This is a genomic window from Paenibacillus sp. J22P90, assembly GCF_059692195.1.
In genome coordinates this window covers 422979-449350 of the sequence record NZ_JCAUAY010000002.1, presented here as the reverse complement: position 1 = coordinate 449350, position 26372 = coordinate 422979, and the positions used below count along the sequence as shown (strand labels likewise).

The window sequence follows — 26372 nt, the reverse complement described above, 5'->3', positions numbered from 1 at the left end:
GCTATGGTACAATTAGTCGATAAAAAAGAGAACGAGGGAGAGAGTACCTTGAACTATCGATTAATTGCACTGGATGTTGATGGAACACTTCTCAATGATGATCATGAGTTAACAGATCAAACGATAGAAACGATTCAAGAAGTTCATGATCAAGGCTGTCATATTGTGCTATGTACGGGGAGAGCGCCGGTGAGTACTTTGCCTATTCTTGAGCAATTGGGCTTGGAAGGAACGATGATCACACACAATGGTGCAGTTACTGTACATGCAGACGAGCGTGGGCAGTCGTTGGTGAATGAATTTTCTTTTGAGCTATCTGAAATAGAGCCGATGTTGGCTTACGCCCGCCGTGAAGGTATTCATTTTGATGTGTGTACGGCGTTCAACATGTATATCGAACGTGTCGGTGAGTATGAGAAGATGATGTACAAAAAGTTTCTCATTAACCCTAAACTCGTGACTTCCGTCTCAGAGCTTGGTGTGCCGATTGTCAAATTCACACTTTTTGCTCAATCTGAAGTGTTAGATCGTGTCCAGCGAGATTGGGAAGATCAGAAGCTTTATGGGAATTTGAGGATGATTCGCAGTGGTGATTTGTTCATCGATGTGATGAACCCTGAGGCGAATAAGGGGAACGCTTTAAAGGCTTTGGCAGCCTCCATTCAGGTTGAATCCCAGGAGATTATGGCGATTGGGAATTACTACAATGATCTCGAAATGATGGCCTTTGCCGGACTGGGGATTGCAGTTGAGAATTCGCCGAATGACGTGAAGGAAGCTGCAGATGCGGTCACTTCTTCCAATAATAATGAGGGCGTACACGAAGCAATACGAAAGTACTGTTTATAAAAATAAATTCAGATAAAATACCTCGGTTTTTGAGGTTTTTTGTCGTTTTAGGGGTTTTTAGTACTTATTTCCTATGATAGAATGAGAGAAAGAATACTAGTAGATGGTGGTGATAGCAATTGGGAAAAGAGAATAAGACTTATTCAAAAAAAGAAAAAGCAGCCCTTCTTATAGTTAGTACGGCTTTAATTACTGCTCCATTCTTAGTGGATCCCTCAAATACGGTAGTAGCTTATGAACCATCGTCACCGCCAGTTAAAAACGATAAACTGGGGGATACGATCGTACCATTATTAGGGCATACAGATACTTTGGATTTGTATACGATTTATGGTGTAGATCCTTATGATAATCCAATGTTCTCAGTTACTAGTAGTTGTTCTCAGGTTGCCTATAATGAACCTGGCTATGAGTACGATGGTCTTTTGAAAATTCATCCTGTTAATGCTACTGCAGTCTGCTCAGGGTCTACAACATCCGCCCCAGGGACAGCTACATTTACAGTGCATTTTAATTCCGATGGTACTCCGCAGGAAGACAAATTTTTCGTTACAGTAGATCCCAGTATTACCTCAGAGAGGAAATATGATATTAGTGATACTGTGAAAAAATTGACAAGTTCCCCAAATCTAGAACCAGCTGATGTAAAACTTCTGCTTAGTAACATTGGTCGATCGATAACACCAGGCACTAAATGGGGGAATCATGCACCGAGTTTAATTGCTCCAATTCAAAATATTACAATTGAGCTTGGGAATGAGAATTCATATACGCTTGGTGATTTGAATGATATGTTTTCTGATATAGATGTTAATGATAATATTTCCACTTCGTTGGTGTGGATACCTACTGATGAACTAGAAGGTCCAGTTATAGTTGCCTATAATGAGAGTGAAGGCGGATCGAACTGGAGACTATATCCAATAAATCAAGGTGTAAGTACATTTCGAATTGTGGCTCGTGATGGACACGGCGGTGTTACGGAATCAGCACCATTTAATGTGACAGTTACGACTTCAGTCAAGTTAAATACGGTGAACAACCCTGTTGCTAGCCATTTGTCTGTACATGGAAACGTTCTTAATTTATCACCTACTTCAGAATTGGATTTGAATGATATTTTCTATGATACGAATGAAGAAAATCTTTATTACGAGCTAGAAGTACCAGGTTATGAGTCTGGGATGTTCTCTCTTAATAACAGTATTGTGACTTCGAGCTCATTGCCTGAGGTTGAAGGTCCTCTAATGATTACGAAAATTAAAGCTATTAATGAGGACGGAGCTTTCACGGAACAGAACGTGACAATTAATCTGAATACAAGTCCAAATACTTCTATTCCTAATTCTCTTGTACTTATGGCATCGAATACTGGAGGGGAAAGCAGCCTTTTAATAGACATAAAGAAGCAGCATTGGGTTGATGGTCGCGATCTAGTACATTTATCACCGAACATCTTACCTGGACTTCCACCTTCCGTTACGTCATCCGTATATAATTTACCATATGACCCTGATCATATTAAATTTATTGCTGGAACGGATCTGAATACCTCATCCAGAGTGAAGCTCTATACTGCAAGTCTTGAGAATATTGAATGGTATCAAAATGATATTATTTTAAATGTCATAGAACCAGAAATTGCGTCAGGAACAACCAGATTGTATTTGGATTCGCTATATCCATACTTTAAATCAGCGGATTGGAACAGCTTTGATACTAACTTCAATTCAAAAGTGTTAATTAGCAGTCCCGCTACTTTGGGTCACTATTATTCTGGTTCCTATGTGATAACTATTGATGACATAGAAAATACTAGTACAATTTTAGCGATTGATCCTGATGCAAATACAGCAAATAGTGGGTCTCGGGTATTTACAATTCCAATCTTGAGACCAACCAACTGATCCAGATGTTAAATCATAACCACATCATCACTCTAATCCAAGCCAACAAACCCCAAGAAGCCCAAACCGAGCTCTTCCAAGCCATCCGCCAAGCTCCGCTGGACGCGCAACTCTGGGTCATGCTCGGCGAAACGCTGCTCCTGCAGCAGCAAGCCGGTGCAGCGAAGCGGGTCTTCGACCGCGCTTGGCTGCTGGATCCGCAAGCCAAGTGGGTGAATCATATCTACAAGTCGATGCAGAAGATACCTCAAGGTGATCCGAGACCGGACATCGAGGATCTTTTGTATGTTCCCAAGGTGACGGTGACCGCGGCGATTTTATCGCATAATGAAGCAGCCGACATCGCGAAATGTATCCTGGCTTTGCAAGGGGCTGTGGATGAAATCCTACTTGTGGATTCATCCTCGGATGATACAAGACGGATCGCCTTACAGTATCCGAAGGTTAAGGTTGTCCCCATTGTGTGGGAGGACAACTTCGGCGCAGCACGCAACATTGGACTACAGCATGTCCAGACGGACTGGGTCATCTGGATCGACGCTGACGAGGTGTTGATTCCAGATGACATCCACGCCGTCCGAGAAGTAGCGGGTGTATTCCACGCTGCGAACATGATCCCCGCGCTGCATGTCTGGCATTTGAATCGGGTGAAGGATACGATTCAGCACGATTTTTCACAGGTGCGGATGTTCCCGGCGCAAAGAGGACTTCGCTATTACGGACGTATCCATGAGCAAATCGGGACAGCACAAGGGATTTATCAGCTAGATACGTATCGCCGAGCGGTCAAAATCAGGCTGGATCATCATGGGTATGATCCAGTAGTCCTTCAAAGCAAAGGTAAGCTAGAACGCAATCTGCGCTTACTCAAGCTGATGATCGAGGAAGAACCCGAGAATCCGGGTCATTGGTTATTTTATGGGCGAGAGTCGCTCGGTCTCGGTCAAGAGGGGCAAGCGCTGACGGCGCTGCTGGAAGCCGAACGCTTAGGCCTGCAAACGGCATTATTCGGCCGGATGTCTGAGATTTACCGGCTTCTCATTCAAATCATGCTGCAGCGCAAAAATTATAACGAAGCCGAAGCGTATTGCCACAAAGCGTTGGCACAGTCACCTGATTTCCCTGACGCACATTACTTACTAGCGCAAGTGCGCATGCGGCAAGCGGATGAGCTGCTCCGATTAGCAGAGGCTAGCATTAAGCAATCGGTGACCAGCTTGCCGAATTACCGCGGCAGTGTCAGCGCGGATTATCACATAGCTGAGTGGAAGGCGGCTACGTCGCTAGGCGAACTAGCCATGCGTTCGGGGAAATTAGCCAGAGCGAAGCAAATTTTTTCGCAGCTTAAGGACAAGCCAGGAGCTGCGGACGTCATCTCCGCCAAACTCACCTTCATCGAAACCGAACGTCAACAGCTTATTAAAGATCAGCAATAACCCAAATATAAAGACGACCACCAATCCTCAATGGGCTGGTGATCGTCTTTTTGTCTTTTAGATATTAAATAACAAATGCGCTAGTGATGATAACAAGAAGGATGAAAAGAACTAAAACTGCAGCTGCTGAAGTTCCTACTGCTGACATGGACATTCCCTCCTTTCGTGGTGAGTGTTATAAGATAAGATATGTACGTTGGGGCATAAGTGTATAGACGGATATCCTGATTGCTCATATTTTGGTTTATAATGGGCATGCTACAGAAGAATGACACAAGATCTGTAGAGGAGGCGACGAAGTCGTGGCCGATATTATGCTAAGACCCGACCTGAAAACAGCAGGCGGCGAAGTCTGCGATATTATGTACAATGGGGAGTTTGTCGGTACGTTAACGCTAGTCTACAGGGAATCGGATCGTCTCAAAGGCGCGATTCATCTGGAAAAGCAATCGATTACGAGTGTGGATAAGCAGGAAGTGTATGATTTTGCCCAATCGTATATTCAGGCTGCAATTGATGCGCTGGGCATCGTCGAGTGCGAGGTTACCGTAAGCTATAGTGAGTATGATTTTGTGATTGTAACGGAGCATGCCGTTCAGCCGTCAACGTTCCAGGAAGATTTTTTGGGAAGTGTCGATCTTCTGCATGATGATGAACTGGACTATTCGTGGCTAAGAGAAGATATGAGTGTGGATGTACAGGAGTCGGAACTGCCTGCGGAGCAGCTGGATATGTTGGAGGAGCGTAAGCAGGAAAAAGGGTACGAGCTTGTGATTGTTAACGAAAATAGAAGCAGCGTAGAGTATCATGTGTATGACAAGGAATCCGAATTGATCGCTGATGCGGTTCTACACATCTACGGATCCGAGGTAATCGGAGACATTACTTGGAAATTCGATCCCTTTGATGAAGAGATGGACATTGTCACCGAACTGATGGTGGCGGACTTCAATGAGGAGCAAACGGATTCTTTCGTGTTCCACATGATTCATAATGGCGAGACGGTCGATACAGTGGAGTTAACACATATCGATTTGTTGGATTTGGTTGATGATATTCAATCGGAAGATGATATGTGGATACCGACAAGCGATGATTATTCCATTGTTTTGGTTAGAGACGATTTGGATACATTATCTTATGAAATTTATCAGCGTTCCCACGGCGGATTACCGATCGGAACGGCAACGGTGGATATCAGCTCGCGGCAGCTTACAGGGTTTATTGATTTTCGGGAGCCAGGTGATTCCGATGATCGAGAATTAATCGCGACGCTGCTGCTGGATGAACTGGATAAGGAGAAGGAATACGAAACCTTCAATTTATCCATGCTCTATCGCAATAAACTCATCGATGAAATTTTGTTCGAAACCGAACAATTACACTAATGATGCGCACAAAAAAAGGCATGATCTCTCAAGCAATGAGAGTCATGCCTTTCGTCTATTTTAATTAGAACGAATTGGAAACAGTGATTTGATCTAGTGAAAAGCGGCCAGCTGAGCGTGCTGGCGAAGCAGCCAAACCAACGCTGATCAACATAACTGGTACATAACGAGAAGGTACGTTGAATGCTTCTACGAATTTACCTGCATCATAGCCACCCATTGGGCAAGTGTCATAGCCAAGTGCTTTCGCTGCAAGCATCAAGTTCATAGCTGCCAATGAACCATTACGAATAGCTTCATCACGAGCAACTTGCGGGTATTGGTACGCGCCTTCGATTTGTGCAACAAGTGTATCCATAACCGCTTGTGGAATAAACCCGCCAGCAACTGCTGGTCCGAAGACTGCTTGCGCATTTTTATTTGCTTCAAGATCGCCAAGAACCGCGATGACAACGGAGCTTTCAATGATTTGTTTTTGACCGTAAGCGATTGGAAGCAATTTTTCTTTTTGAGCTTGATCGTCGATAACGAGAAGCTTCCAGTGTTGAAGATTCCAAGAAGATGGTGCCAAGGAAGCAGAAGTCAAAATTTGCTCTAGGTCAGCTTGCGGCATCTTGTGCCCAGCTTGGTATTGTTTTACGGAATGACGCTCTTCAATGACTTTCAAAACTTCATTTTGTACTTGTGTGCTCATTACGGATCCCTCCAAGGATAAAATAAGTTCTTTATATTGTTGTTCATCCATCCAAAAGCATGTGTGTAATTCGTTGGTAACTTGAATGATGAACTGTAAACAACTTTGTAACAATTTACTGTAATCATAAATGTTATAGTTATGATTGTCAAGAGAGTCTTTCCCGTTGTCGTAAAATGTTGGATAATGGAAAAAGAAAGGGGTTGTTCCTCTTGAAATTAACGCAAAAAGAGTTGAATCACCTTGTATTTTTGAGCGAAGTCGTGTTGACTGGGAATAAGAAAAGCCTCATGGACGAGACGCTGCAATGCTTGCTGTACATTGTGAAATCGCTCGAAGAGGTGGAGCTACCAGATTCTGTTGTGGGACAGATTGAGCGGTTGACCGCTCTCATTGAAGCGGATTTGCGTGAGGAGAACGAACGCATGCAGGAGATCCGCGGCCATCTGGATTTGATGCAAAAGAGAGAGCGAAATTCTTCCATGCCAAGCTAACAAGGTGACAAACTGTCTATTTATGATATAATGTAGAGTACTGTTTTTTTCGAATATATGAGGTGATAATAATGAGCTATGAAATCCCAAGAAATGTGCAAGAATTGGGGCGTGACATCCAAGAGAACCAATTGAAATATCACCATAAATCCGTTTTGATTTCCAAAGAATTTACGTTTGATAGTGCGCATCATCTGCATTGTTATGAGGGAAAATGTAAAAGTCTACATGGCCACACTTATAAATTGCAAGTGATTATGCGAGGGAAAGTAGATAGCCGAGGAATCGCAATCGATTTTGGAGATATTAAAAGGATCACAAAAGAACGCGTGATTGATCGCTTGGATCACCGTTATTTGAACGACGTGCTGCCGCCGATGAATACGACTGCTGAGAATATGGTCGTTTGGATCTATGAAGAAATTCACCAAGCTCTGCTTGATGAAGAGCTATTTCCCGCGATTTCATTAGACGAGATTCGCTTATGGGAAACACCGACTAGCTATGCAGCCATCACTCGCTCGATGATGGAGGAGGAAGTGTAATGCGCGATATCCGCATTCCGATGGTTGAAATCTTCGAGACGGTTGAAGGGGAGGGAACCCGTGCCGGGTTCCCGACGATCTTCGTCCGTCTTTTTGGTTGCAACCTGCGCTGCACATGGTGTGACACCACGTACAGCTACCCTCCGGCGGAAGCTGAGAACGTCATGACCATTGCTGAGATTATCAGCAAGGTAGAGACGTTCCGCTCCCGGCATATTTGCCTGACAGGCGGCGAACCGCTCCTGTACGGCGACAAATCGCTCGCGTTAATCGAAGCGCTCGCCAAGCTGGAGCAGGTCGATGACCTGCATATTGAGACGAACGGGGCGATTGACCTTGCGCCATTTATCGCGCAAGTATCCTCGCCGAAGGTCCGTTATGTGATGGACTTCAAGCTGCCGGATTCCGGCGAAATGGATCAGATGATCTACAGCAACTTCGAGCTGCTGCGTGAGCAGGATGAGCTGAAGTTCGTCATCGGCAGCGATATCGATTTTCAAACAGCAGTCAGCGTACTGCAGAAGTATCCGACCAAAGCGCTGCCGATGTTCAGTCCCGTATGGGAAACGATGCCGCCGCGCAAGCTGGTTGATCTAATGCTGGCCGAAGGATTATCGAAGGTGAAGCTGAATATGCAGCTGCATAAAATTATTTGGGACCCAGCGATGCGAGGCGTCTAGCCTACAGGCATTGTACGAATGTACAATGCCATTTTCAAATTTTAAGGAAGAGGTACTGATGACGATGAGTGAAAATAAAAAAAGAGCCGTTATTATTCTTAGCGGAGGTTTAGATAGTACGACTTGTATGGGATTAGCGCAGGAGGCTGGCTATGACTTGTTCCCGATTTCGTTTGATTACGGACAACGTCATAAGATTGAGATTGAGAATGCCAAGCAAGTCGCTGAGCATTATGGCGTATCTGCAAGACACAAAATCATTAAGCTGGATTTCTTGCGTGATTTCGGCGGTAGTGCCCTCACGGATGATTCAATTGAAGTACCGAATGTGACGGACGGGGCAGCATTAGAAGAAATCCCGGTAACGTATGTGCCAGGACGGAATTTATTATTTCTCTCCATCGCTACATCCTATGCGGAAGTGACGGGCTCTCAAGCGATTTACATCGGTGTCAATGCGCTAGATTATAGCGGCTACCCAGATTGTCGACCAGAATTCATCCATAAGGTAGAAGAAGTTATTGCGCTGGCTACCAAAGTGGGTGTAGAAGGGAAAGGCATCACGATTGAAACGCCATTGATCAACTGGACAAAAGCGAAGATCGTAGAGGAAGGTTTGAAAATCGGCGTTCCTTATGAGCTGACAACGTCTTGCTATAACGGAAAAGCAGAAGCTTGTGGCGAGTGCGACAGCTGTCGACTGCGTTTGAAAGGCTTTGAAGAAGCAGGCTCCAAGGATCCAATCTCTTACCTAGCTTAGCTGCAAGATGTGAGAAAGGCGGTAAAGCATGACCCGGATTATGGTTGTTGATGATGACGCTGATATCAGAGAATTGATTCGTGTTTATTTGGCAGGGGAAGGCCTAACGGTTGTGCAAGCTAGCAATGGGCAAGAGGCGCTAAGCCTCATGGGAACAACGCCAGCAGATATAGTCGTGCTGGATGTAATGATGCCGCTAATGGACGGCTGGGAGCTGTGCCGCGAGTTGCGAAAGCATTACCCCGAACTGCCCTTGCTCATGGTGACCGCGAAAAGCGAGTCGGTACATAAAGTGAAGGGCTTCCAGCTCGGCACCGATGATTATTTAGTAAAACCATTTGATCCGGTGGAACTGGTCATGAGAGTGAAAGCACTGCTCAAGCGATACCGCATCCATTCTTCTCAGGTTATCCAAATTGGCGGGATGAACATTGATCGCACAACGTATGAAGTTCGTTTTCAAGATCAACGGATTTCCCTGCCATTAAAGGAATTTGAGCTACTCTACAAGTTTGCTAGCCATGCTGGTCAAATTTTCACACGGACGCAGCTGATTGAGCAGATCTGGGGGATGGATTATGAAGGCGATGAGCGTACGGTGGATGTCCATATCAAACGTTTGCGTGAGCGTTTTGAGGCATTCTCTGAAGGTTTTCAAATTACGACGATACGCGGATTAGGGTACAGGCTTGAGGTGAAGGCATGATCAAATCGCTTTATTTGCGCGTGGTTGTCACCTTTCTTGCGATCGTCGTGACGAGTGTACTTGTCGCATTTCCTTTGGCTATGTACTTTTTTACCAATATGATTTCGACGCAATTTCAATCTGAGATGTTAGCCGTTGGACGTCAAATTGTCACGTTAAGCAATGAAGTGCAGCCGAAAAACCTGTATTCCTTTGTAGCTGGGAGCAATCGACTGAACGAAAATTATTTGTTCACACTGTTTGACTCCAATGGTGAATCGTTAGGGCAAATTCCGAAGGATGTCAAAGGAAGGCCACGCATTCAAGCTTCCGAGGTTGCAGACGTTTTGAAGGGTCATACCTATAAAAGTCTGGATTTCAGCGCACCTTTACGTGGGATTAACGGTATTAAAGTCGGTGTACCGCTGATCGTTGGTGATCAGAGCTACGCGTTATTCATACATACAAACATCACAGATGCTGCACGCGGCCAACTTCAGACGTTAATCGTATCTGTTCTTACGATTGTCCTGATCGTGGGAAGCTTGCTCATTGTCATCGCTTCGCGCTATTTAGTGAATCCCTTGAAAAAGCTGACCTTAGCGACGGAGAAGCTGGCTCGAGGTAATTTTAATGTAAATGTGAACGTTAACAACAAGGACGAGCTTGGCAAACTCGCTGAAAGCTTCAATCATATGGCTGGCGAGCTCAAGCAGCTGGAGCAAATGCGGCAGGACTTCGTGTCCAACGTGTCTCATGAGATTCAATCCCCGCTGACGTCGATTCGCGGCTTCTCCAAAGCTTTGCGTGATTCTGAGATTGCAGAGAATGACCGGATGAAGTACTTGGAGATTATTGAGCGTGAGAGCGAGCGCTTGTCTCGTCTGAGTGACAATTTGCTAAAACTGGCTTCCTTAGAGTCCGAACATCATCCTTTTCATCCTTCGATCTATGATTTGGACGAGCAGCTGCGGCGAATTGTTGTTTTCTATGAGCCTCAATGGTCAGCGAAGGACCTGGACATGGATCTGGCTCTGCCTCGTGTGAAAATATTTGCGGATGCCGATCAGTTAAGCCAAGTGTGGATGAATGTGATTGGCAATGCGATTAAATTCACACCTGCTGGCGGGCATATCTTCATCAAGCTCGTTCCGTTGAAAGACCGGGTTCAAGTATGGATTCAAGATAATGGGATCGGTATTCCCTTTGAAGAGCAAGGTCGTATTTTTGACCGATTCTATAAAGTGGATCAAGCGAGACAGCGCGATAGCGGCAGTGGCCTAGGGCTCGCGATTGTTCGAAAAATTGTTGATATGCACGACGGTACTATTGAGGTTCATAGTGAGGAAGGCAAAGGAACGCAATTTATTATCGTAGTTCCGACCACTCAATCGCCAACTAAAAAGAATTGAACAAGAAACTTGGTAACGTTCACCAAGTTTCTTTATTTTGTTCATATTGAGTTCATATTGAACCTGTATCTTTATCTCACAATCACTAGTTGAGGGGAGTACAGGAATGAATCGACTCACACATTTTTCGATGAAAAACGTTTCCGCGTTATTCATCATCATGATCATGCTTTTCGCAGGCGGTTTGTATTCAGCGACACAGCTGAAGGAAGAGAACATGCCGAACGTTTCCTTCCCAGTCGTAGCTGTTATGACGACGTACACAGGCGCGCCTAAGGACGTTATGGATGAAATTACGGTACCTATCGAGAAGAAGCTGGCGAATCTAGAAGATTTAGACTCCATGCAGTCTACTTCCAGCGATAATTCTTCCATGGTTATTGTATTCTTCAAGCAAAATGTCGATATCGACAAAAAGAAACAGGCTGTACAGGATGCCCTGTCCACCGTCTCCTTACCTGCCACAGCAGGTGCGCCGAAAGCTTCTACCTTCGGTGCTGCATCGTTCCCTTCGAATTATTTGGTCGCTTATGCGAATGAGGGTGTCAGCCAAACTGAGCTTGATAAAACGTTTAAAGACACCATTAAACCAGGACTTGAAGGTATTAAAGGTATTGACCACATGGACATTATCGGTGCCAGAGATACCTCACTGGATATCGAGCTAGATGCAGCGGCATTGGATGTCTATGGATTGTCACCAGGCATGGTGAGCAATGCCATTAATACAGCCGCGACGAAAACACCAATCGGTTCTATTGAAATCGATGGCAATAGCAAAATGACCCGTGTAACCGGCAGTCTTACCAGCTTGTATGATCTGCAAAAAGTAGAGATTACAACGCCTAAAGGAAGCATCGTTACGCTGGACCAAGTCTCCAAAGTAAAAGCTATCAGCGAGTCGAATTTCAATGGGCGACTAGATGGTAAGCCGGCCATTGGGATGATTTTATATAAAGCTGGCAGTGCGAACGCGGTTGAATTCTCCGAAGCAATTGAGAAGAACATCAAAGATTGGGAAACAACGCTGCCGAACATCACGTTCAGAAGCACGTATGACAGTGCAGATCAAATCAAAGAATCGATCTCTGGACTTGTACGTGAAGGGATTGTCGGTGCTGTCCTAGCATCGTTGATGATTCTAGTGTTCCTACGAAATGTACGTATGACGCTGATCGTTCTCGTCTCGATTCCGCTTTCCATTTTGATCACCTTATTATTAATGTCACAGTTAGATTTAACACTTAACACGATGACGCTGGGCGGTATATTTATTGCCGTTGGGCGGGTTGTCGATGACTCGATTGTCGTTATTGAAAATATTTATGCCTCCTTGGAAAAAGCACAAGAACGTAAAGAATCCGTAATTGCTCTGGCTACCAAGCAAGTTTCGATGGCGATTACATCATCTACTTTGGCAACCGTTGGGGTATTTGCTCCGCTTGCTCTAGTAACAGGTGTTGTAGGTGGATTCTTCCGACCATTCGCTCTGACGATTGCTTGTGCGCTGCTTTCTTCCTTAATCGTAGCGTTAACGGTCATTCCAATGCTTGCGAAATTGCTTGTATTACGCAGTAAACCAGGTAAAGCGCATGATGAGTCGACACCGACGAAGATGACCGTGTTCTATGAAAAAGCACTGACATGGAGTTTGAAAAATAGAATTAAAACATTGCTCATCGCGTTAGTGATGCTCGTTGGGACAATGGCGGGTACGATTCCGCTCTTATCAGTTTCATTTTTACCTGCATCAGCTGCCTCCCATATCATGTATTTCGAAATGAAAATGCCTTATTCTACGTCATTTGAAGCAACAGATAGCAAAACGAGAGAAATTGAAACGGTCTTGTTAGACCTGAAGGATTCTAAAGGCGAGCCAGTATTTAAGTTTGTTGAAGCACTGGTGGGTTACGCAGGTAATGATGATAAGCGAGCACCTTACGCATCTCAGATTTTCCTTGAAGTGAATGAGAATGTGGATCCTGTAAAAGTGCAAGAGCAAACGACTGCTTATATTTTATCCGAGCTGCCGGCAGGTTCTGAAGTACAGCCTAAGTCCATGGAAGGTGATTTCGGGGTATCGAGCACAGACTTTGCTTACACCCTGCAAGGTGATGATCAGCTTCAATTAGAGAAAGCCGCGGCTATGGTCAAAGAAAAATTGAACACATTCCCTGAGCTGGCTGAAGTTGAAGATAATTTGAGCGATGCCAAAACAGAAATCGAAATTTCCGTTGATCAGAGAAAAGCAAGAGCCTATGGCTTAAGCGCTGCAACGGTAAGAGATACGGCACGTGCTTGGATTCAAAAGCAAAATTTAGGCGATATGAAATTCGATAATATTGTATATACAACAACCGTTTCCATGGAAAAGACAGACATCGATTCCCTTGAGAAATTAGGTAATATTCCGTTAACGGCTCAGAATGGATCGACGGTTCTTCTGAAGGAAGTTGCCAAAATCAATGAAACAAAAGGCGCTGCCTCCCTTGCCAGAGAGAATCAGGCGCAGCTCGTGAAAGTATCGGCTAAAATTAATTCCGATAATAAAACGGCTGTAAGTGCAAAGCTGAGTTCAGCTTTGAAAGAGCTTGAGCTTCCTGAAGGGGTAACACCGCAAATTACAGGTGTATCCGAAGATGTTAACGAAAGCTTCACCCAGTTGTTCGTGGCGATGGCCGCAGCTATTTTCGTCGTCTACTTGATTATGGTGTTGGCGTTCGGGAATGCAAGTGCACCATTTGCGATTCTATTCTCACTTCCTCTAGCTGTCATTGGCGGACTATTAGGACTCGTTATTGCTAGAGAACCGTTAACTGTCACATCGCTTATTGGGTTCCTCATGTTGATCGGAATCGTTGTTACGAATGCGATCGTATTGATCGATCGTGCTCAACAGCTGCGCGAAGAAGGTTACACTGTTCGTCATGCACTAATTGAAGCGGGTAAAATAAGACTTCGTCCGATTATTATGACAGCGGGTGCTACTATTATGGCGTTAATGCCGTTAGCGCTTGGTATTTCTGCAGAAGGCGGACTTATCGGGAAAGGCCTTGGGGTTGTCGTTATCGGTGGTTTGATCACTTCGACACTCTTGACGCTAGTTGTTGTACCGATCGTTTATGAGTTGATTGAGAGTATGAAAAACCGTGTTAGCCGCATGTTTAATCGGAAAAAAAGCAACGAAAAAATGACAACGAGTTCGTTAGAGGTATAAGGAGGCACATCGATGATTAACGAGTTTTCACGAAGAGGACATAGCAAATATCGCTGGATGGGGGTCATCACGCTGTTAACGGCAGCGACGGTCATGGCGACCGCTTGCTCAGCACCAGGGGCAAAGGATGCGGCAACGGTCCAGCTAACGCCTAAAGCAGTTAAAACAGAAGCGATTAAGCTGCAAAAAATCAGTAATCCGATTGAACAGGTTGCCGAAGTTGCAGCTGGAACAACACTTGATGTCATGGCGAAAGCGAATGGCGAAGTGACAGAGGTGTTGAAAAAACGTGGCGAATATGTAAATAAAGGTGATGTCCTCTTCGTTATTGATAACAAAGATGCGTTATCGAATAAGCGCAAGAGCGAGCTGCAAGTGAAAAGTGCACAGGATTCCTTACAGCAAGCAAGAGATAATAAAGTGAACAATCGCAAAGATTTGGCTGATAACGTGACTCGCTTGCAAACAGCGCTCAAGAACGCTCAACAGGATTACAACAAAATTCGCAATGATTTTGATGCGGGTGTTGCCTTACAACGTCAAGTAGATCAACTTAAGCAAGCGTTGGATAACGCGCAAATGAGTTTAGACTCTGCACAAAGTAAATTGACTGCATTTGATAATACGGATTCGATCTCATCCATCGAGACACAAGCAGCTTCTGCTAGTCTTTCCTTAGAGGATGCAACGCGCGCGCTAGACAATTATGAAGTGAAAGCGCCAGGCAGCGGTATTTTGACAGATTTTAACGTAGTCGTTGGACAAACGGCCTCTGCAGCGGCAGGAAAAGTAGGTCAAGTTCAGCAGATCGATCCGATCAAAATTAAAACGGAACTAGCTGAAACGAACTACAATCTTGTGAAAAACAAAAAAGAACTCGTTTACTATAGCCCGAATACGCCAGATAAAAAAGGCACAGCGAAGATCAGCTACTTAGCTCCGATTATGAGTGCGGCTTCCAAGACTTTTACGCTGGAATTAGAAGTTCCTAATGCAGATCGTCAAATCCAGCCAGGTGGACGTTACCTAGTGCAGCTAACAACGGAATCGGAAGAGAAAGTGGCTGCGGTGCCTACGCTTAGTATCATTCGTGAGGAGTCCGATACCTTTGTCTTCGTACAACAAGGTGATCAATATAGTAAACGGAAAGTGAAGCTTGGACGCATTAACGGTGAGTTCCAGGAAGTGCTGGAAGGCGTGAAGGAAGGCGAGCAGCTCGTCGTCAGCGGACAAAACACGTTGAAAGATGGTCAAAAGGTGGGTACACCAGCCGCTTCAGCTAGTCCAATTGCAACGCCAGCTGCGAAGTAACATCATTGAAATTCAAAATGAAGGAGAAGTTATAGATGAAAAAAAGACCATGGAAATCTAGTCTGACAGCGATTATGCTGGGAGCAATGATCGTGCAAGGAGGTACCGCAGCATGGGCTGCGGAGCCTTCAACACCTACTGTAGTCGCGCCATCTGTGAATTATGGCTTAACGAAGGATATTCGTGCAGCGATTAAAAGCGTAGCTGAAACCCCTACAGCGACAGGCTCACAGCTTGCTGTGACGGTTCGTTTGTATAACGGTGGCACGACACTTAACCGTGTGCCCGAGCATGAGCTTCGTGTGCAAGCTTCCAGCGGAATTTCGTACACGCTGAAGCCGAGTGCAGGCAATAAATCATCGCTGCAGCCGAAGGAAATTGCGGAGCTCGTATATTTCGCTTCGATTGATTCAAAGGAAATCGGCACGATTCAAGGGCTATCCTTCGTCAATGTTGATTTGTACACGTATCCGAAAGTAGAGACTACGCTTCTGACGATGCCAACCAACCAAGTATGGTACGGCGGCACGGGTAGTGCAGCACTTGAAAGCATCGCTAGCGCGCAATGGGAACAGGCTTTCACCATTCCTGGTGTGAATTCAGGACTAATGTATGCAACCGTTGAAGCTTCTATCCAGAACTCGCAAACAGGTCGCGTAGCCGTAGTTACAGTTCTTGTGAACAATTCGGGAGCGGGTCGTGAAACAGTTCCTTCTTTCAGAATTGATGCGCAGTCAGAGACGAAGAATTACGAGGGAAAACGTACGGAAACAGCTCCAGTTGTTGTGGGCCCAGGGGAGAATACCTTAATCCATTACGCTATCCCTGTTGAGAATGGTGTGACACTAACGAATTTGCTAGTGCTCTCGACAGATACGTTTGTCTCAAAAGAGGGAGGACAAACTACGGAGCTTGCCACAGGTAAATTGGGTATCAATTGGCCAGTGGATGGAAGTCCAGAGGCAGCAACGTATACGATCGGTCAACCAATTCCATTCAATGCGTCTGCGAAATCTATTAATAAGTTAATGCAAGCGTCTTTGATGGAGCTTCATATGCATGAGAATCCAGGAGATGGGTATAAGACGGCTGTAGCGAAGTTTAAATTAACGAACACGAGCACAACGCCAATCGTTACGCCACCGTTCCTATCGGAATTAACGAACAAGCAAGGTGTTACGTATCAAGGTGCTCGTCAAACGAACGTGACGAACTTGATGAATCCTGGCTTAAGTTATGTTGTCAGCTATTCTTATATTGTTCCTCAGTCTGAGGATGGCGAAAGCTTCACTTTGAAAATATTAGATGGTCAGACTGCAGCGCCATACACGACTACAATTGCTTCTCTGGCAACGAGTGTGCAGACTGATATTTCTACAGATGCAACAATATCCTTGTACCCATTCGATGTGACAATCAACGATATCTCAACCAGCATGCAAACGTTGGGGGCAACGTATACGTACAAGCTGAAATTGGATCTGAGTATCACGCAACAAGAAAATGTCGTGGTTGACAACAACTTCTCGAAATTAAGATTTGAAGTTATTGATCCTGCAGGTCGCGTCGTTGGTTCCAAAGATGCATCGTTCACAGGACCGAATAAACTAGTTAGTGGCAAGCAAACGTTGGATGCAACGAATATTACTACGGATCAATTCAGCTTCCCGTTCACGATTAATGTGTACGAAATCATTGAAACGCAGAACGGCACAGCAAAACGCTTGCTTAAAACAATTAAATAATTGTTTCATAACAAAGGGCAGTCTCTCTAGTAGAAATCATCTACGGAGGGACTGCCCTTTTTCTTTATTGATGTACTCTTGCTTTGACAGATTTCGCATAATCGGTAGGCGACATGCCGACGGTTTTCTTAAAATCTCTCGAGAAATAATGAATACTCGTATAGCCCAGCAAACTAGCAACTTCGGTAATGTTATAGGACCCTTCGCGCATATAGGTTTTGGCTTGTTCGATTTTGAGTGATTTGAACGCTTCCATCACGCCCATTCCCTTCTGGGATTGGAAAAGCTCCTTCATGCGGCTTTTACCGAGGTGGAAGGCTTGGCAGATGTCATCTAATGTAAAGGAATCCGCAAGATGATTCTGCAAATAATCGTGGATTTGTCCAACCAGCCTTTGCTCATCTCGTTCTTTATGTAGAGAGGATTGCTTTAATTTCTGGGCTTCTTTCATGATTGCTCCCGCATCTTGTTTACGAATGAGAGTGATGAGCAGTACCTCTAGATAAGCTTTAATGAGCTGTTCGCTTGCAAACGGCGCTCCGTCATTCCTTTCAAGCAGATGAACGGATGGCGAGTCGAACGGGGGGAGAAAAGCATGAAACCCCTCTTGCATAATGATCGAAAGGATGTTGCGTTCACGATCCCCGAGGGAGACAACTTTATTGGCAAGCCGAGACATAGCCTCAGAATGGCAGGCAAAGGCGATGACGATGAGATTGGGCGGCTTATGCGCGTGTCTGACATGAACGGTATGAAACTCCTCAGGCTTGTGAAAAATCATGTTGCCTTGCACGAGAGTATGGATGACATCATCAGCCCGAACCTCGACCTCACCCTTGTCCACGTAGAGAATCTCCCAGAAGTCATGCTGTTCACCGTCGAATACAAAGCCCTTGGCATATTCAAAATAGTGAAAGGAAATGAGTGCTTCGATCGAAAGTGATTCCTGTAAGTAAATCCTTGGGAAATCCATGCGGTCCGTCCTCTCTAGGGGATTTTCTTCTTTTATTTTAACATATTCAATTTCGCTCTAGTGCAAATAATTCGGCTGAAAAGATAAATCATATATGCCGGTCCTCTTTTATAATAAGGGTAAGAAGCGGAGGAGATAACGATGAAAAAAGGGATTAATATTTGGTCATTTCCAGGCTCAATGAGCGTGAAGGATTGCATTACGACTGCGAAAAAAGCAGGCTTTGACGGCATTGAGTTAGCTCTGAATGAAACAGGCGAGCTTAGCCTTGAAAGCACAGAAAGTGAAGTTCGTGCCTACCGTCAGCATGCAGATGAGGTAGGTATTGAGATAAGTAGTTTAGCAACAGGCTTATTCTGGTCGTATTCCTTGACAAGCAGTCAAGAGCAAACGCGTCAGAAGGCGAAAGATATCGTGAAAAAGCAGCTTGAGCATGCCGCGGTGCTTGGTGTTAATACCATTTTAGTCGTGCCAGGTGCAGTTGGTGTTGATTTCATTCCGGATTCTGAAGTCGTTCCTTATGATCAAGCGTATGATTACTCCCTAGAAGCGTTCCAAGAGCTATCAAAAGTAGCGGAGTCTTTGAAGATTTCAATTGGGATCGAGAATGTGTGGAACAAATTTTTACTATCACCGCTAGAAATGCGGGATTTCATTGATAAAGTTAATTCCCCTTATGTAGGCGCATATTTCGATGTAGGGAATGTCATCTTCTCTGGGTATCCAGAGCATTGGATTACAATTTTGAGTCAGCGTATCAAAAAAGTACATTTCAAGGATTATCGCCGCGCAGCTGGCGGCTTGCATGGCTTTGTTGACCTCCTTGCAGGTGATGTGAATTATCCAGCAGTGATGAAAGCTCTTCAAACGATTGGCTATGATGATTATGTCATCGCGGAAATGATTCCTGGCTATACGCATCACGGCGAGCAAATCGTAAATAACACATCTGGCGCTATGGATGCAATTTTGGGGAGGAAATAAGCAATGTTAAGAATCGGACTAGTTGGATTAGGGTTTATGGGAAGAACGCATCTTGAGAATTATGTTCGCTTGGAAAAAGAAGGTGTTGCGATCAAAGTTGTAGCCCTATGCGATATCGACCCGCAAAAGCTTGAAGGCAATGCGGTTGCCGGTAACATTGCGACAGGGGATTCTTCCATCGATTTCAGCCTCTATGCGAAATATACAAGTGTGTCCGAGATGATCGAAAAGGAGCAGCTAGATTTCGTGGATCTTGCACTCCCAACGTATATTCACCGTGACATTTCGATTGAATGCTTAAATAAAGGTCTGCACGTGCTGTGTGAGAAGCCGATGGCTTCGAATCCACAAGAGTGTGAAGAGATGATTGAAGCAGCGAAAGCGAACGGCAAGCAGCTGATGATCGGTCAATGTTTACGCTTTTGGCCAGCTTATGTGTACTTGAAGGAAGTGGTAGAAAACGGAACCTACGGGAAAGTAACGAGCGGATATTTCTACCGCGGCGGTGCTACTCCGACTTGGGGACCTTGGCTAATTGATAAAGAGAAGAGCGGCGGCGCTCTCTTGGATATGCACGTTCATGATATCGATATGGTTAACTGGCTGTTTGGCAAACCAGAATCTGTATCTTGCTTGGCACGAAATGTAGTTCCTGGCAGCGGCTACGATGTCGTATCCACGAATTATTTGTACGGGGATAGCAAAGTGATTAACGCGCAAGCGGATTGGACATTGGAAGGCGACTATGGCTTCGATATGCAATATCGTGTTAACTTTGAGAAAGCTAATTTGATTTTTGGCGCGAGCGGTTTAAAAGTAAATCCGAATGACGCGTCTGGCTTCAACCCGGAAATCTCACCAGAGATGGGCTATTACCTGGAGCTGAAATATTTCATTGAGACGTTGCTTGCAGGACAAGAAGTGACGACAGCTACGCCTGAAAGCACAAGAGACACGATCGATATTGCTGTAGCTGAGATGGTATCTGCTGACAAGCAAGGCGCTTGGGTACAGGTGAAGTAAGATTTAATAAAAAGTTTCAGCGTGAGGCTTACGCCGCTAGCTCCTTTTTGATGGAGCCAGCGGCGTTTTTGTTTTTTCAAATAACAATAATAATTAGATAAAAAACAATGTTATTTTATTGAAATACGATAAATATTATGCTAGAATCATGATGTCATTATTACATGAGTGAGGTGTTTGAAATGAAGGTTAAACGTGGGTCAACCACATTCTTAAAGGTAATTATTTTTCTGCTCGGCATTGGAGTGCTTGCTTTGTGTATCTGGTTGCCTGTGTTATCCGCTAGAGACGCAAAGGTACATCCAGAAACGGCTTACTTCATAATCCCCTTTTTAGTATGTGCATACGGATTTTGTATTGCGTTTGCTATCTCGTTGTTTCAAGTATTCAAACTATTAACCTACATCGAAAAGAACATGGCTATCTCTGAATTATCTTTTAAATCATTACAGATTATAAAAAAGTGTGCTTTTGCAGTCATTTTCCTCATTGTGATTGGAATCGTGAGCTTAAGGATACTTGCTCAAGTGACAGAGAGTGATGATGCAGCGGGTCCTACATCCTTATGTCTAATGGGTATTATAGTAACAAGTATCGTCGCAGCCATTGTGGATGCACTTCAAAAGCCGTTAAAAAATGCCATAGATATAAAGTGAAAAATGTTGGAACTCCTGTCCAATTATTTTCATTTGACTGCAATCGCTTTCGTATTCTATGCTAATTGCATTTGCAATTACGAGAGGTGAATACGAATGCAAGACAAAGATTCAACAGCATCATGGCAAAAACTTCGTCTATTCGCAGTCACTTGGCCGATTTTTATTGACTCTGTTCTACGTATGATGTTAGGAACAGCCGATGTGTTCATGCTAAGCCGAATCTCCGATGAAGTAACTGGAGCGGTTGGCCTGGCGAATGAGCTGATTATGTTCTGTATTCTCATGTTTGGTTTTGTCGGCATTGGAACGAGTGTAGCGGTAGCACAGCATCTAGGTGCAGGCCAGGTCAAGGAAGCCAGTCGAATTTCCGCGCTAGCGATTACCATAAACCTGATTTTTGGCATTATTGTAAGTATTGCATTGGTCGTTTTTGGCGAGCCTTTGATGAAGCTCATGCATTTGGCGCCAGAGCAAATTCACATTGCTAAGAGATATTTGAATTTGATCTCAGCCTTTATATGGATCGAAGCGCTATCCTATGCGATTTCTTCGGTATTGCGGTCTAATGGACAGACAAGGGACGTTATGTTCGTCACGTTGGGGATCAATGTGATCCACGTCGTGGGGAACTCGCTTTTGATTTTCGGTAACCTGGGATTCCCAGAATGGGGAGTGACCGGAGCGGCAGTTTCAACAGTTGTGAGTCGACTGATTGGCCTTATTATCCTTGTGGTCATCCTGTATCGCCGACTACAAGTACCAATCTTGCTCAAGCACTATGTGAGCTTTAAATCGCGGATAGTGAAGCAGATTCTCAGCATTGGCTTACCATCCGCGGGAGAGCATATTTCTTGGCAATCGCATTATTTAATGATTTTCGGCTTCATCAATGTGATTGGGGCAACAGCCTTAAGCGCCCATGTGTATGTGATGAATATCACCAATTATTTTATAGCTTTAGGTATGGCGATTGGGATGGGAACGGAAATTATTGTCGGACACATGGTTGGTGCAGGGGCTTTCCAAGCTGCTTATCATAAATTGATCCGAAGCTTGAAAATTACTTTCATTTTAACCTTCATTGTCGTTGGAATCACTTCGATTTTCCGTAAAGAACTGTTAGGACTCTTCACAGATAATCCAGATATTATCGTGATGGGATCAACGATTCTACTTCTGTCTATCATTCTTGAACCAGGGCGGACCTTTAACTTAGTAGTTATCAATTCCTTGCGTGCTGCGGGGGATGCTAGATTCCCAGTCATGATGGGGGTCATCTCGATGTGGGGGATTGCAGTTCCCTTATCCTATCTACTCGGTATCCATCTGGAGATGGGGTTGCTCGGCGTTTGGATTGCTTTTACTGTGGATGAGTGGACGAGAGGCTTGATGATGTATCTTCGGTGGCGAAGCCGAGTATGGCAGAGCAAATCACTTGTTAAACCTAGCAGCGAAGGACGACCACTTCCTACGACGGTTTAATCTCTCACGAATAAAGAAGAAGCCCAAATCTCTCGCGAAGAGAGTCTTGGGCTTCTTCTTTTCATATGAAAAGAGGGACATGAAGGATGTGGCTGGCGGCTGGTAATACTACTATATTCAGTTTCTTGCAGAAAAATTGGATGTTTCGTTGATTCATAGAAAAAGTGCTAGTGTCCCGCAGTATAGATGTGAATGGCATCTCTAAGAAACTCGGCTGTACCTGGTTGATTCACATCATAATAGGCCTTGAAACGCTCATCAGCGACATACAGATCAGCAACGCCGGCATGGGCTTCCTTGCTGTACTCGTTCCAATAGTAGGAAATCCATTGTCGGTGCAAATCTGCTGCTTTTTGAGCTAATTCACTAGCAGGATCACCTTGCTTAAAAGCCTCCGCTAGCGTAATCGTAATTTCATTCGATAAGCGTGTAACTTCCTCATGCTGCTCTTGCGTCATATTTTTGACTTTTTGATTGCTTTGATTTACCCGATCCTCGCCGTATTTCTCGCGAATTTCTTTTCCATATTTCTTCTCGTTATCATCAATTAACTTTTGTTTAAAGCCTTCAAATTTCTCGTTATCAAACATGTGTATTCTCCCTTCTTTTGAAGCAATCGTTCGCTCCACATTCGCAATGAGCATATCCAATTGCTTCCGTTTGTCGAGGAGTTGCTTCCGATGGTCTCGTAGCGCATGGGTTTCATCGAACGAAGGCGATGTCATAATTTCTTTGATCTGCTCGAGCGGGATGCCAAGTTCTCGATAAAATAAAATCTGCTGTAGCCGATCTACTTCCGCTTGCCCATAAATACGATACCCGGATGAGTTGATTCTTGCCGGCATAAGAAGCTCAATCTCATCGTAATAGCGAAGTGTACGGGTGCTGATTCCTGCCAACTTCCCCAAGTGCTGTACGGTATATTCCATCTGCTCACCTCCTGACAACTTAACTGTAAAGCTTTCCGTAGCGTTAATGTCAATATCTTTTTTTAAGTTTAGGTGACCATGAGAAGTGCATGAGGTAAGTAATGAGCGCAACGACTAGGATGAAAAACAAGCTGACAAAGAAGCCTGGACGTGTCGTAGGATGTACAGAGGCTCCTGCAATCGCAATAAGGATGAGGATAATGCCTAACAAGCGTTTAAACCTGCGAGCAGGTGAATGAGGTAATATACGTCCAGAAGAAAGCAAGATCACTAACCAAATGAAGAGCAAGGTGAGACCCGCTGCTGTAGACATGTAGGCATACAATCCCTCGGGTAATAGCAAAGATAGAACTACTGCTACAGCCATACCACCGGTAGTTAATGCGAGCGCAGCATAGGGAATTTGTCTTGGTCCGCTCGTTGTACGCGTGAACAGTTGCGGAGCATCATGATCCTTCGCGAGTGCGACGAGAATGGCGGTAACCGCGAATAAGGAAGCCACCATCGTGGAGAAAGCAGCAATAATAAGAATGGCGTTAAACACATGCGGAACCAAGGGAAGCGGGTAGCTTTCCAAGCTAACCTGAAAAGGGCTTTTTTTGTCATGGAGAGCATGTAAAGGTAGTAGTGTTAGAACTAAGAAGAGTGAAACGATGTATAGGATAGCTAAAAGGAGGAGCATCATGGAGCCGGCTTTGTGCGCTTCGCTCGATTTCTTCAGGCGCATGGCGAAAAGACCCATCATTTCTGTGCCGCCGAAGGCGTAGAACGCATAGATGAGGGAGGACCAAGAACCTTGGAGACCTGATGGTAAAAAGGTTGCGCTAGTTACAGGAAATGATAGCGGATGAAGGCCGCCAGAGATCCAGCCTAGTACCGCGGCACCTGCCAGAAGGAGGAACATCAACAGTGCGGATACTTTGATGAGTGCGAAAATATGCTCCGAACGCTCAAAGGCATTCGCTCCGAGCAATATAACGCCAACGCCGAGACCGGCGTAGATCATCGCGAACAGCCACATGGGAATCGTGGGAAACCAGAAGCGCGTAAACAGGGAGAGAGCCACTAATTGGCTCCCCATAATCATTAACTGTGATCCCCAATAAATCCAACCGCAGCTAAATCCGGCCCAGTGTCCATAAGCTAATTGGGCATAAGAGCGAAAAGAGCCTTGCTGTGGATTCGCAGCGATCATTTGAAGCAATGCGTCGAGAACGAAATAAGTGCCTAATGTTGCGAAAATGAACAAAACGAGCATCGAAGCGCCGCCCATCGTTAGGCCAATACCGACGCCCAGAAAGTAGCCAGTTCCTAACGTACAGGCGACACCGAGCAGCGAGAGCTGCCACCACGTCATTGTGCCATTTTTCGATGGGGTTGCTTGAATGGACATGCTGCCTCCTAAGCTGTTCAAGAGTTTGATAACAGCCCATAGTATAGCTTGTCCCATGGTAAAATATACTTTTAAGCGAGGTCCATCAGCACGTATAGCTGTGCATCTCTCTCGATGACTTCAAAGGGTTGAAGCCGCGCGCTAGGGATATTGTGGCAGCGGCCCGTGTGTACTTCAAAGGTCCAGCCATGCAGCGGACATTCAAGTTCACCATTTTCTAGCTCAACCGCATAGCCTGCGTGGGGGCAGCGACTGGAGAGCAGCGTATAGATGCCATCCGCCTCCGTTAGGAAAAATCGCTTGCCACCCACTTTCACTTCCGACGGGTTTGCAGTAAACTGATCCTTGGAACCAAGAAGGATTTCATTCATGGGGATGCTCCTTTTCATAAGGGATTTCTTGTGAAGACATACTTTCATTATAATCCAAACGACAGCAAAGATCTCTATACATAGGCAAAAACAAAGGAGCACGATTTACATGAGCACAGTGTCACCATTAGCAGCAGCCTTTCGCGAAACCTCTTACCCAGTTGGAGGGCACGGTCGTAGACAAATTCATATTTTACAAGACGCTTTGAATGAGCTTGATGGCCAAGTCGAAAGTGATATCTATGGAACGGGAGAAGGCATCGAGAAATTCCAAGATGAGATGGCCGCTTATCTAGGTAAGGAAAAGGCGGTGTTTTTCCCAAGCGGGACGATGGCGCAGCAAATTGCCCTCCGCATATGGTGTGATGAGAAAGGGATCAGTAAGGTCGCCTATCATCCCTTAAGCCATTTGGAAATTCATGAAGAGGATGGCTTGAAGGAGCTGCATCACATAGAATCGATTTTACTCGGTGAGAAGGATCGCTTGATTCGCTTAGATGAAATTGTGGAGCTGAGAGAAGAGATCGCTTGTTTGCTCATCGAGCTGCCACAGCGTGAAATTGGTGGCCAATTGCCGCCGTTCGAGGAGCTTGTTGCAATATCGGCGCATTGTCGTGCCAAAGGCATTAAGCTTCATCTCGATGGGGCTAGATTGTACGAAGTACTGCCGTATTATCAGAAGTCAGCAGCGGAGCTATGTGCGCTTTTCGACAGTGTGTACATTTCGTTCTATAAAGGGATTGGCGGTCTTGCTGGCGCGATTTTGGCCGGAGACGAGGCGTTTACAGCGAAATCGAAGGTTTGGAAAAGGCGGCATGGCGGCGATTTGATCAGCCTCTACCCGTATTACCTAAGTGCGAGCTACTATTTCAAGCAGCGTGAGCCTAAAATGGGGCAATATTATGAGCAAGCTGTGGAACTTGCTGCACTGTTCAATAGCTGTCATCTTGTGACGACATTGCCACAGGTACCCGTGACGAATATGTTCCACGTCCATATCGCAATGCCGAAAGAGAAGCTCGAGCCGATCCTCGTCGCGTTGTACGCGGAGACAGGAGTAGGGTTGATCCATTATCTGCGTGAGTCAAGCGAGGGGATTAGCTCATTCGAGGTGAGCATCGGCGATGCGTATGCGAAGATTCCGCAGGATGATCTGAAGCGGACGTTTGACCAGTTGGATGCGAGCTTGCGGGAAATATAAGTAGTTGAGATAGCGCCCTGTCGATCCCAATCTCGAAAGAGATGCGAAACGATAGGGCTTTTTTTCGCATTTTCACGAATCGTAACTTTGTACGCTACCAGATGGCCTCCCCCTGTAAAATCGTAAGATTAGTCACCTTAGTTCGTCAGATCGTCGGTGTTGATGCAGATGAAGAATCGGTATACTTCAAAAAGTAAGCCCTTACATTTTGAATCCAGCGGACAAAAGGAGGGA

At 45.0% G+C, this 26372-nt stretch carries 24 protein-coding genes; 18 read left to right on the top strand and 6 right to left on the bottom strand.

Going from position 1 to position 26372, the window contains the following annotated elements; all coding sequences use genetic code 11:
• Nucleotides 1-3 precede the first annotated feature (3 nt).
• From AC58UX_RS06825 to AC58UX_RS06815, 3 genes are all read left to right on the top strand, one after another.
• On the top strand, nt 4-849 hold the full coding sequence (locus AC58UX_RS06825) for a Cof-type HAD-IIB family hydrolase (protein WP_497250792.1): 846 nt from the start codon (nt 4-6) through the stop codon (nt 847-849).
• Between the two features lie 119 nt (nt 850-968).
• On the top strand, nt 969-2756 hold the full coding sequence (locus AC58UX_RS06820; protein WP_497250790.1) for a hypothetical protein: 1788 nt from the start codon (nt 969-971) through the stop codon (nt 2754-2756).
• Nucleotides 2757-2761: 5 nt separating this feature from the next.
• Complete coding sequence (locus AC58UX_RS06815; protein WP_497250788.1) at nt 2762-4192, top strand: glycosyltransferase; 1431 nt, start codon at nt 2762-2764, stop codon at nt 4190-4192.
• Nucleotides 4193-4256: 64 nt separating this feature from the next.
• Here AC58UX_RS06815 and AC58UX_RS06810 read toward each other — a convergent pair whose 3' ends face one another.
• On the bottom strand, nt 4257-4340 hold the full coding sequence (locus AC58UX_RS06810) for a YjcZ family sporulation protein (RefSeq protein ID WP_497252093.1): 84 nt from the start codon (nt 4338-4340) through the stop codon (nt 4257-4259).
• Nucleotides 4341-4494: 154 nt separating this feature from the next.
• Between AC58UX_RS06810 and AC58UX_RS06805 the strand changes: the two genes are divergently transcribed.
• Complete coding sequence (locus tag AC58UX_RS06805; RefSeq protein WP_497250786.1) at nt 4495-5580, top strand: hypothetical protein; 1086 nt, start codon at nt 4495-4497, stop codon at nt 5578-5580.
• A 64-nt stretch (nt 5581-5644) separates the two neighbouring features.
• Here the strand turns inward: AC58UX_RS06805 and AC58UX_RS06800 are convergent, their stop codons facing one another.
• Nucleotides 5645-6274, bottom strand: a complete 630-nt coding sequence (locus tag AC58UX_RS06800; protein ID WP_497250784.1) for a nitroreductase family protein — start codon at nt 6272-6274, stop codon at nt 5645-5647.
• A gap of 212 nt (nt 6275-6486) precedes the next feature.
• On the opposite strand from AC58UX_RS06800, the gene AC58UX_RS06795 reads away from it, so the two are divergent.
• The 9 genes from AC58UX_RS06795 (at nt 6487) to AC58UX_RS06755 (ending at nt 17123) form a co-directional block, all read left to right on the top strand.
• Nucleotides 6487-6768 (top strand): hypothetical protein, encoded by a 282-nt coding sequence (locus AC58UX_RS06795; RefSeq protein ID WP_497250782.1) that lies wholly within the window; start codon nt 6487-6489, stop codon nt 6766-6768.
• A gap of 71 nt (nt 6769-6839) precedes the next feature.
• Nucleotides 6840-7313, top strand: coding sequence for a 6-carboxytetrahydropterin synthase QueD (gene queD, locus AC58UX_RS06790; protein WP_497250780.1), 474 nt, complete (start codon nt 6840-6842; stop codon nt 7311-7313).
• Nucleotides 7313-7993 (top strand): 7-carboxy-7-deazaguanine synthase QueE, encoded by a 681-nt coding sequence (locus AC58UX_RS06785; protein ID WP_497250778.1) that lies wholly within the window; start codon nt 7313-7315, stop codon nt 7991-7993. The genes queD and AC58UX_RS06785 overlap by 1 nt, the downstream gene beginning before the upstream one ends.
• A 64-nt stretch (nt 7994-8057) precedes the next feature.
• Entirely contained in the window at nt 8058-8753 is a 696-nt protein-coding gene (gene queC, locus AC58UX_RS06780; protein WP_497250776.1) for a 7-cyano-7-deazaguanine synthase QueC, read from the top strand.
• Nucleotides 8754-8781: 28 nt separating this feature from the next.
• On the top strand, nt 8782-9459 hold the full coding sequence (locus tag AC58UX_RS06775) for a response regulator transcription factor (protein ID WP_497250774.1): 678 nt from the start codon (nt 8782-8784) through the stop codon (nt 9457-9459).
• Nucleotides 9456-10850, top strand: a complete 1395-nt coding sequence (locus tag AC58UX_RS06770) for a sensor histidine kinase (RefSeq protein WP_497250772.1) — start codon at nt 9456-9458, stop codon at nt 10848-10850. Before AC58UX_RS06775 ends, AC58UX_RS06770 begins: the two co-directional genes overlap by 4 nt.
• A 106-nt stretch (nt 10851-10956) precedes the next feature.
• Entirely contained in the window at nt 10957-14067 is a 3111-nt protein-coding gene (locus AC58UX_RS06765) for an efflux RND transporter permease subunit (RefSeq protein WP_497250770.1), read from the top strand.
• Between the two features lie 12 nt (nt 14068-14079).
• A complete protein-coding gene (locus tag AC58UX_RS06760; RefSeq protein WP_497250768.1) occupies nt 14080-15378 on the top strand; it encodes an efflux RND transporter periplasmic adaptor subunit in 1299 nt (432 codons plus the stop codon).
• 35 nt (nt 15379-15413) lie between these two features.
• Nucleotides 15414-17123: a hypothetical protein gene (locus tag AC58UX_RS06755; protein WP_497250766.1), complete on the top strand. Its 1710-nt coding sequence runs from the start codon at nt 15414-15416 to the stop codon at nt 17121-17123.
• Between the two features lie 64 nt (nt 17124-17187).
• Here the strand turns inward: AC58UX_RS06755 and AC58UX_RS06750 are convergent, their stop codons facing one another.
• Nucleotides 17188-18096 carry an AraC family transcriptional regulator gene (locus AC58UX_RS06750; RefSeq protein ID WP_497250764.1) on the bottom strand — a complete coding sequence of 303 codons (909 nt, stop codon included), beginning with the start codon at nt 18094-18096 and terminating at the stop codon, nt 17188-17190.
• A gap of 141 nt (nt 18097-18237) precedes the next feature.
• On the opposite strand from AC58UX_RS06750, the gene AC58UX_RS06745 reads away from it, so the two are divergent.
• The 4 genes from AC58UX_RS06745 to AC58UX_RS06730 all read left to right on the top strand — a co-directional run bounded on the left by AC58UX_RS06745 (nt 18238) and on the right by AC58UX_RS06730 (nt 22244).
• Entirely contained in the window at nt 18238-19080 is an 843-nt protein-coding gene (locus tag AC58UX_RS06745) for a sugar phosphate isomerase/epimerase family protein (protein WP_497250762.1), read from the top strand.
• A gap of 3 nt (nt 19081-19083) precedes the next feature.
• Nucleotides 19084-20103: a Gfo/Idh/MocA family protein gene (locus AC58UX_RS06740; RefSeq protein ID WP_497250760.1), complete on the top strand. Its 1020-nt coding sequence runs from the start codon at nt 19084-19086 to the stop codon at nt 20101-20103.
• A gap of 182 nt (nt 20104-20285) precedes the next feature.
• Nucleotides 20286-20759 carry a DUF2975 domain-containing protein gene (locus tag AC58UX_RS06735; protein ID WP_497250758.1) on the top strand — a complete coding sequence of 158 codons (474 nt, stop codon included), beginning with the start codon at nt 20286-20288 and terminating at the stop codon, nt 20757-20759.
• A gap of 96 nt (nt 20760-20855) precedes the next feature.
• Nucleotides 20856-22244, top strand: a complete 1389-nt coding sequence (locus tag AC58UX_RS06730; RefSeq protein WP_497250756.1) for an MATE family efflux transporter — start codon at nt 20856-20858, stop codon at nt 22242-22244.
• A gap of 167 nt (nt 22245-22411) precedes the next feature.
• On the opposite strand, the gene AC58UX_RS06725 is transcribed toward AC58UX_RS06730, so the two are convergent.
• The 3 genes from AC58UX_RS06725 to AC58UX_RS06715 all read right to left on the bottom strand — a co-directional run bounded on the left by AC58UX_RS06725 (nt 22412) and on the right by AC58UX_RS06715 (nt 24937).
• Entirely contained in the window at nt 22412-23173 is a 762-nt protein-coding gene (locus AC58UX_RS06725; protein WP_497250754.1) for a MerR family transcriptional regulator, read from the bottom strand.
• A gap of 49 nt (nt 23174-23222) precedes the next feature.
• A complete protein-coding gene (locus AC58UX_RS06720) occupies nt 23223-24566 on the bottom strand; it encodes an amino acid permease (RefSeq protein ID WP_497250752.1) in 1344 nt (447 codons plus the stop codon).
• Between the two features lie 71 nt (nt 24567-24637).
• Nucleotides 24638-24937 (bottom strand): Rieske (2Fe-2S) protein, encoded by a 300-nt coding sequence (locus tag AC58UX_RS06715; protein ID WP_497250750.1) that lies wholly within the window; start codon nt 24935-24937, stop codon nt 24638-24640.
• Between the two features lie 109 nt (nt 24938-25046).
• On the opposite strand from AC58UX_RS06715, the gene AC58UX_RS06710 reads away from it, so the two are divergent.
• On the top strand, nt 25047-26138 hold the full coding sequence (locus AC58UX_RS06710; protein WP_497250748.1) for a threonine aldolase family protein: 1092 nt from the start codon (nt 25047-25049) through the stop codon (nt 26136-26138).
• Nucleotides 26139-26372: the final 234 nt, after the last annotated feature.

What these genes read in the sequence shown, in the direction of transcription:
- AC58UX_RS06825 (WP_497250792.1), top strand. Translation starts at nt 4, where the DNA reads ATGGTACAATTAGTCGATAAAAAAGAGAACGAGGGAGAGAGTACCTTG.
- AC58UX_RS06815 (WP_497250788.1), top strand. Translation starts at nt 2,762, where the DNA reads ATGTTAAATCATAACCACATCATCACTCTAATCCAAGCCAACAAACCC.
- AC58UX_RS06810 (WP_497252093.1), bottom strand. Translation starts at nt 4,340, where the DNA reads ATGTCAGCAGTAGGAACTTCAGCAGCTGCAGTTTTAGTTCTTTTCATC.
- AC58UX_RS06800 (WP_497250784.1), bottom strand. Translation starts at nt 6,274, where the DNA reads ATGAGCACACAAGTACAAAATGAAGTTTTGAAAGTCATTGAAGAGCGT.
- queD (WP_497250780.1), top strand. Translation starts at nt 6,840, where the DNA reads ATGAGCTATGAAATCCCAAGAAATGTGCAAGAATTGGGGCGTGACATC.
- AC58UX_RS06785 (WP_497250778.1), top strand. Translation starts at nt 7,313, where the DNA reads ATGCGCGATATCCGCATTCCGATGGTTGAAATCTTCGAGACGGTTGAA.
- queC (WP_497250776.1), top strand. Translation starts at nt 8,058, where the DNA reads ATGAGTGAAAATAAAAAAAGAGCCGTTATTATTCTTAGCGGAGGTTTA.
- AC58UX_RS06775 (WP_497250774.1), top strand. Translation starts at nt 8,782, where the DNA reads ATGACCCGGATTATGGTTGTTGATGATGACGCTGATATCAGAGAATTG.
- AC58UX_RS06770 (WP_497250772.1), top strand. Translation starts at nt 9,456, where the DNA reads ATGATCAAATCGCTTTATTTGCGCGTGGTTGTCACCTTTCTTGCGATC.
- AC58UX_RS06765 (WP_497250770.1), top strand. Translation starts at nt 10,957, where the DNA reads ATGAATCGACTCACACATTTTTCGATGAAAAACGTTTCCGCGTTATTC.
- AC58UX_RS06760 (WP_497250768.1), top strand. Translation starts at nt 14,080, where the DNA reads ATGATTAACGAGTTTTCACGAAGAGGACATAGCAAATATCGCTGGATG.
- AC58UX_RS06755 (WP_497250766.1), top strand. Translation starts at nt 15,414, where the DNA reads ATGAAAAAAAGACCATGGAAATCTAGTCTGACAGCGATTATGCTGGGA.
- AC58UX_RS06750 (WP_497250764.1), bottom strand. Translation starts at nt 18,096, where the DNA reads ATGGATTTCCCAAGGATTTACTTACAGGAATCACTTTCGATCGAAGCA.
- AC58UX_RS06745 (WP_497250762.1), top strand. Translation starts at nt 18,238, where the DNA reads ATGAAAAAAGGGATTAATATTTGGTCATTTCCAGGCTCAATGAGCGTG.
- AC58UX_RS06740 (WP_497250760.1), top strand. Translation starts at nt 19,084, where the DNA reads ATGTTAAGAATCGGACTAGTTGGATTAGGGTTTATGGGAAGAACGCAT.
- AC58UX_RS06735 (WP_497250758.1), top strand. Translation starts at nt 20,286, where the DNA reads ATGAAGGTTAAACGTGGGTCAACCACATTCTTAAAGGTAATTATTTTT.
- AC58UX_RS06730 (WP_497250756.1), top strand. Translation starts at nt 20,856, where the DNA reads ATGCAAGACAAAGATTCAACAGCATCATGGCAAAAACTTCGTCTATTC.
- AC58UX_RS06725 (WP_497250754.1), bottom strand. Translation starts at nt 23,173, where the DNA reads ATGGAATATACCGTACAGCACTTGGGGAAGTTGGCAGGAATCAGCACC.
- AC58UX_RS06720 (WP_497250752.1), bottom strand. Translation starts at nt 24,566, where the DNA reads ATGTCCATTCAAGCAACCCCATCGAAAAATGGCACAATGACGTGGTGG.
- AC58UX_RS06715 (WP_497250750.1), bottom strand. Translation starts at nt 24,937, where the DNA reads ATGAATGAAATCCTTCTTGGTTCCAAGGATCAGTTTACTGCAAACCCG.
- AC58UX_RS06710 (WP_497250748.1), top strand. Translation starts at nt 25,047, where the DNA reads ATGAGCACAGTGTCACCATTAGCAGCAGCCTTTCGCGAAACCTCTTAC.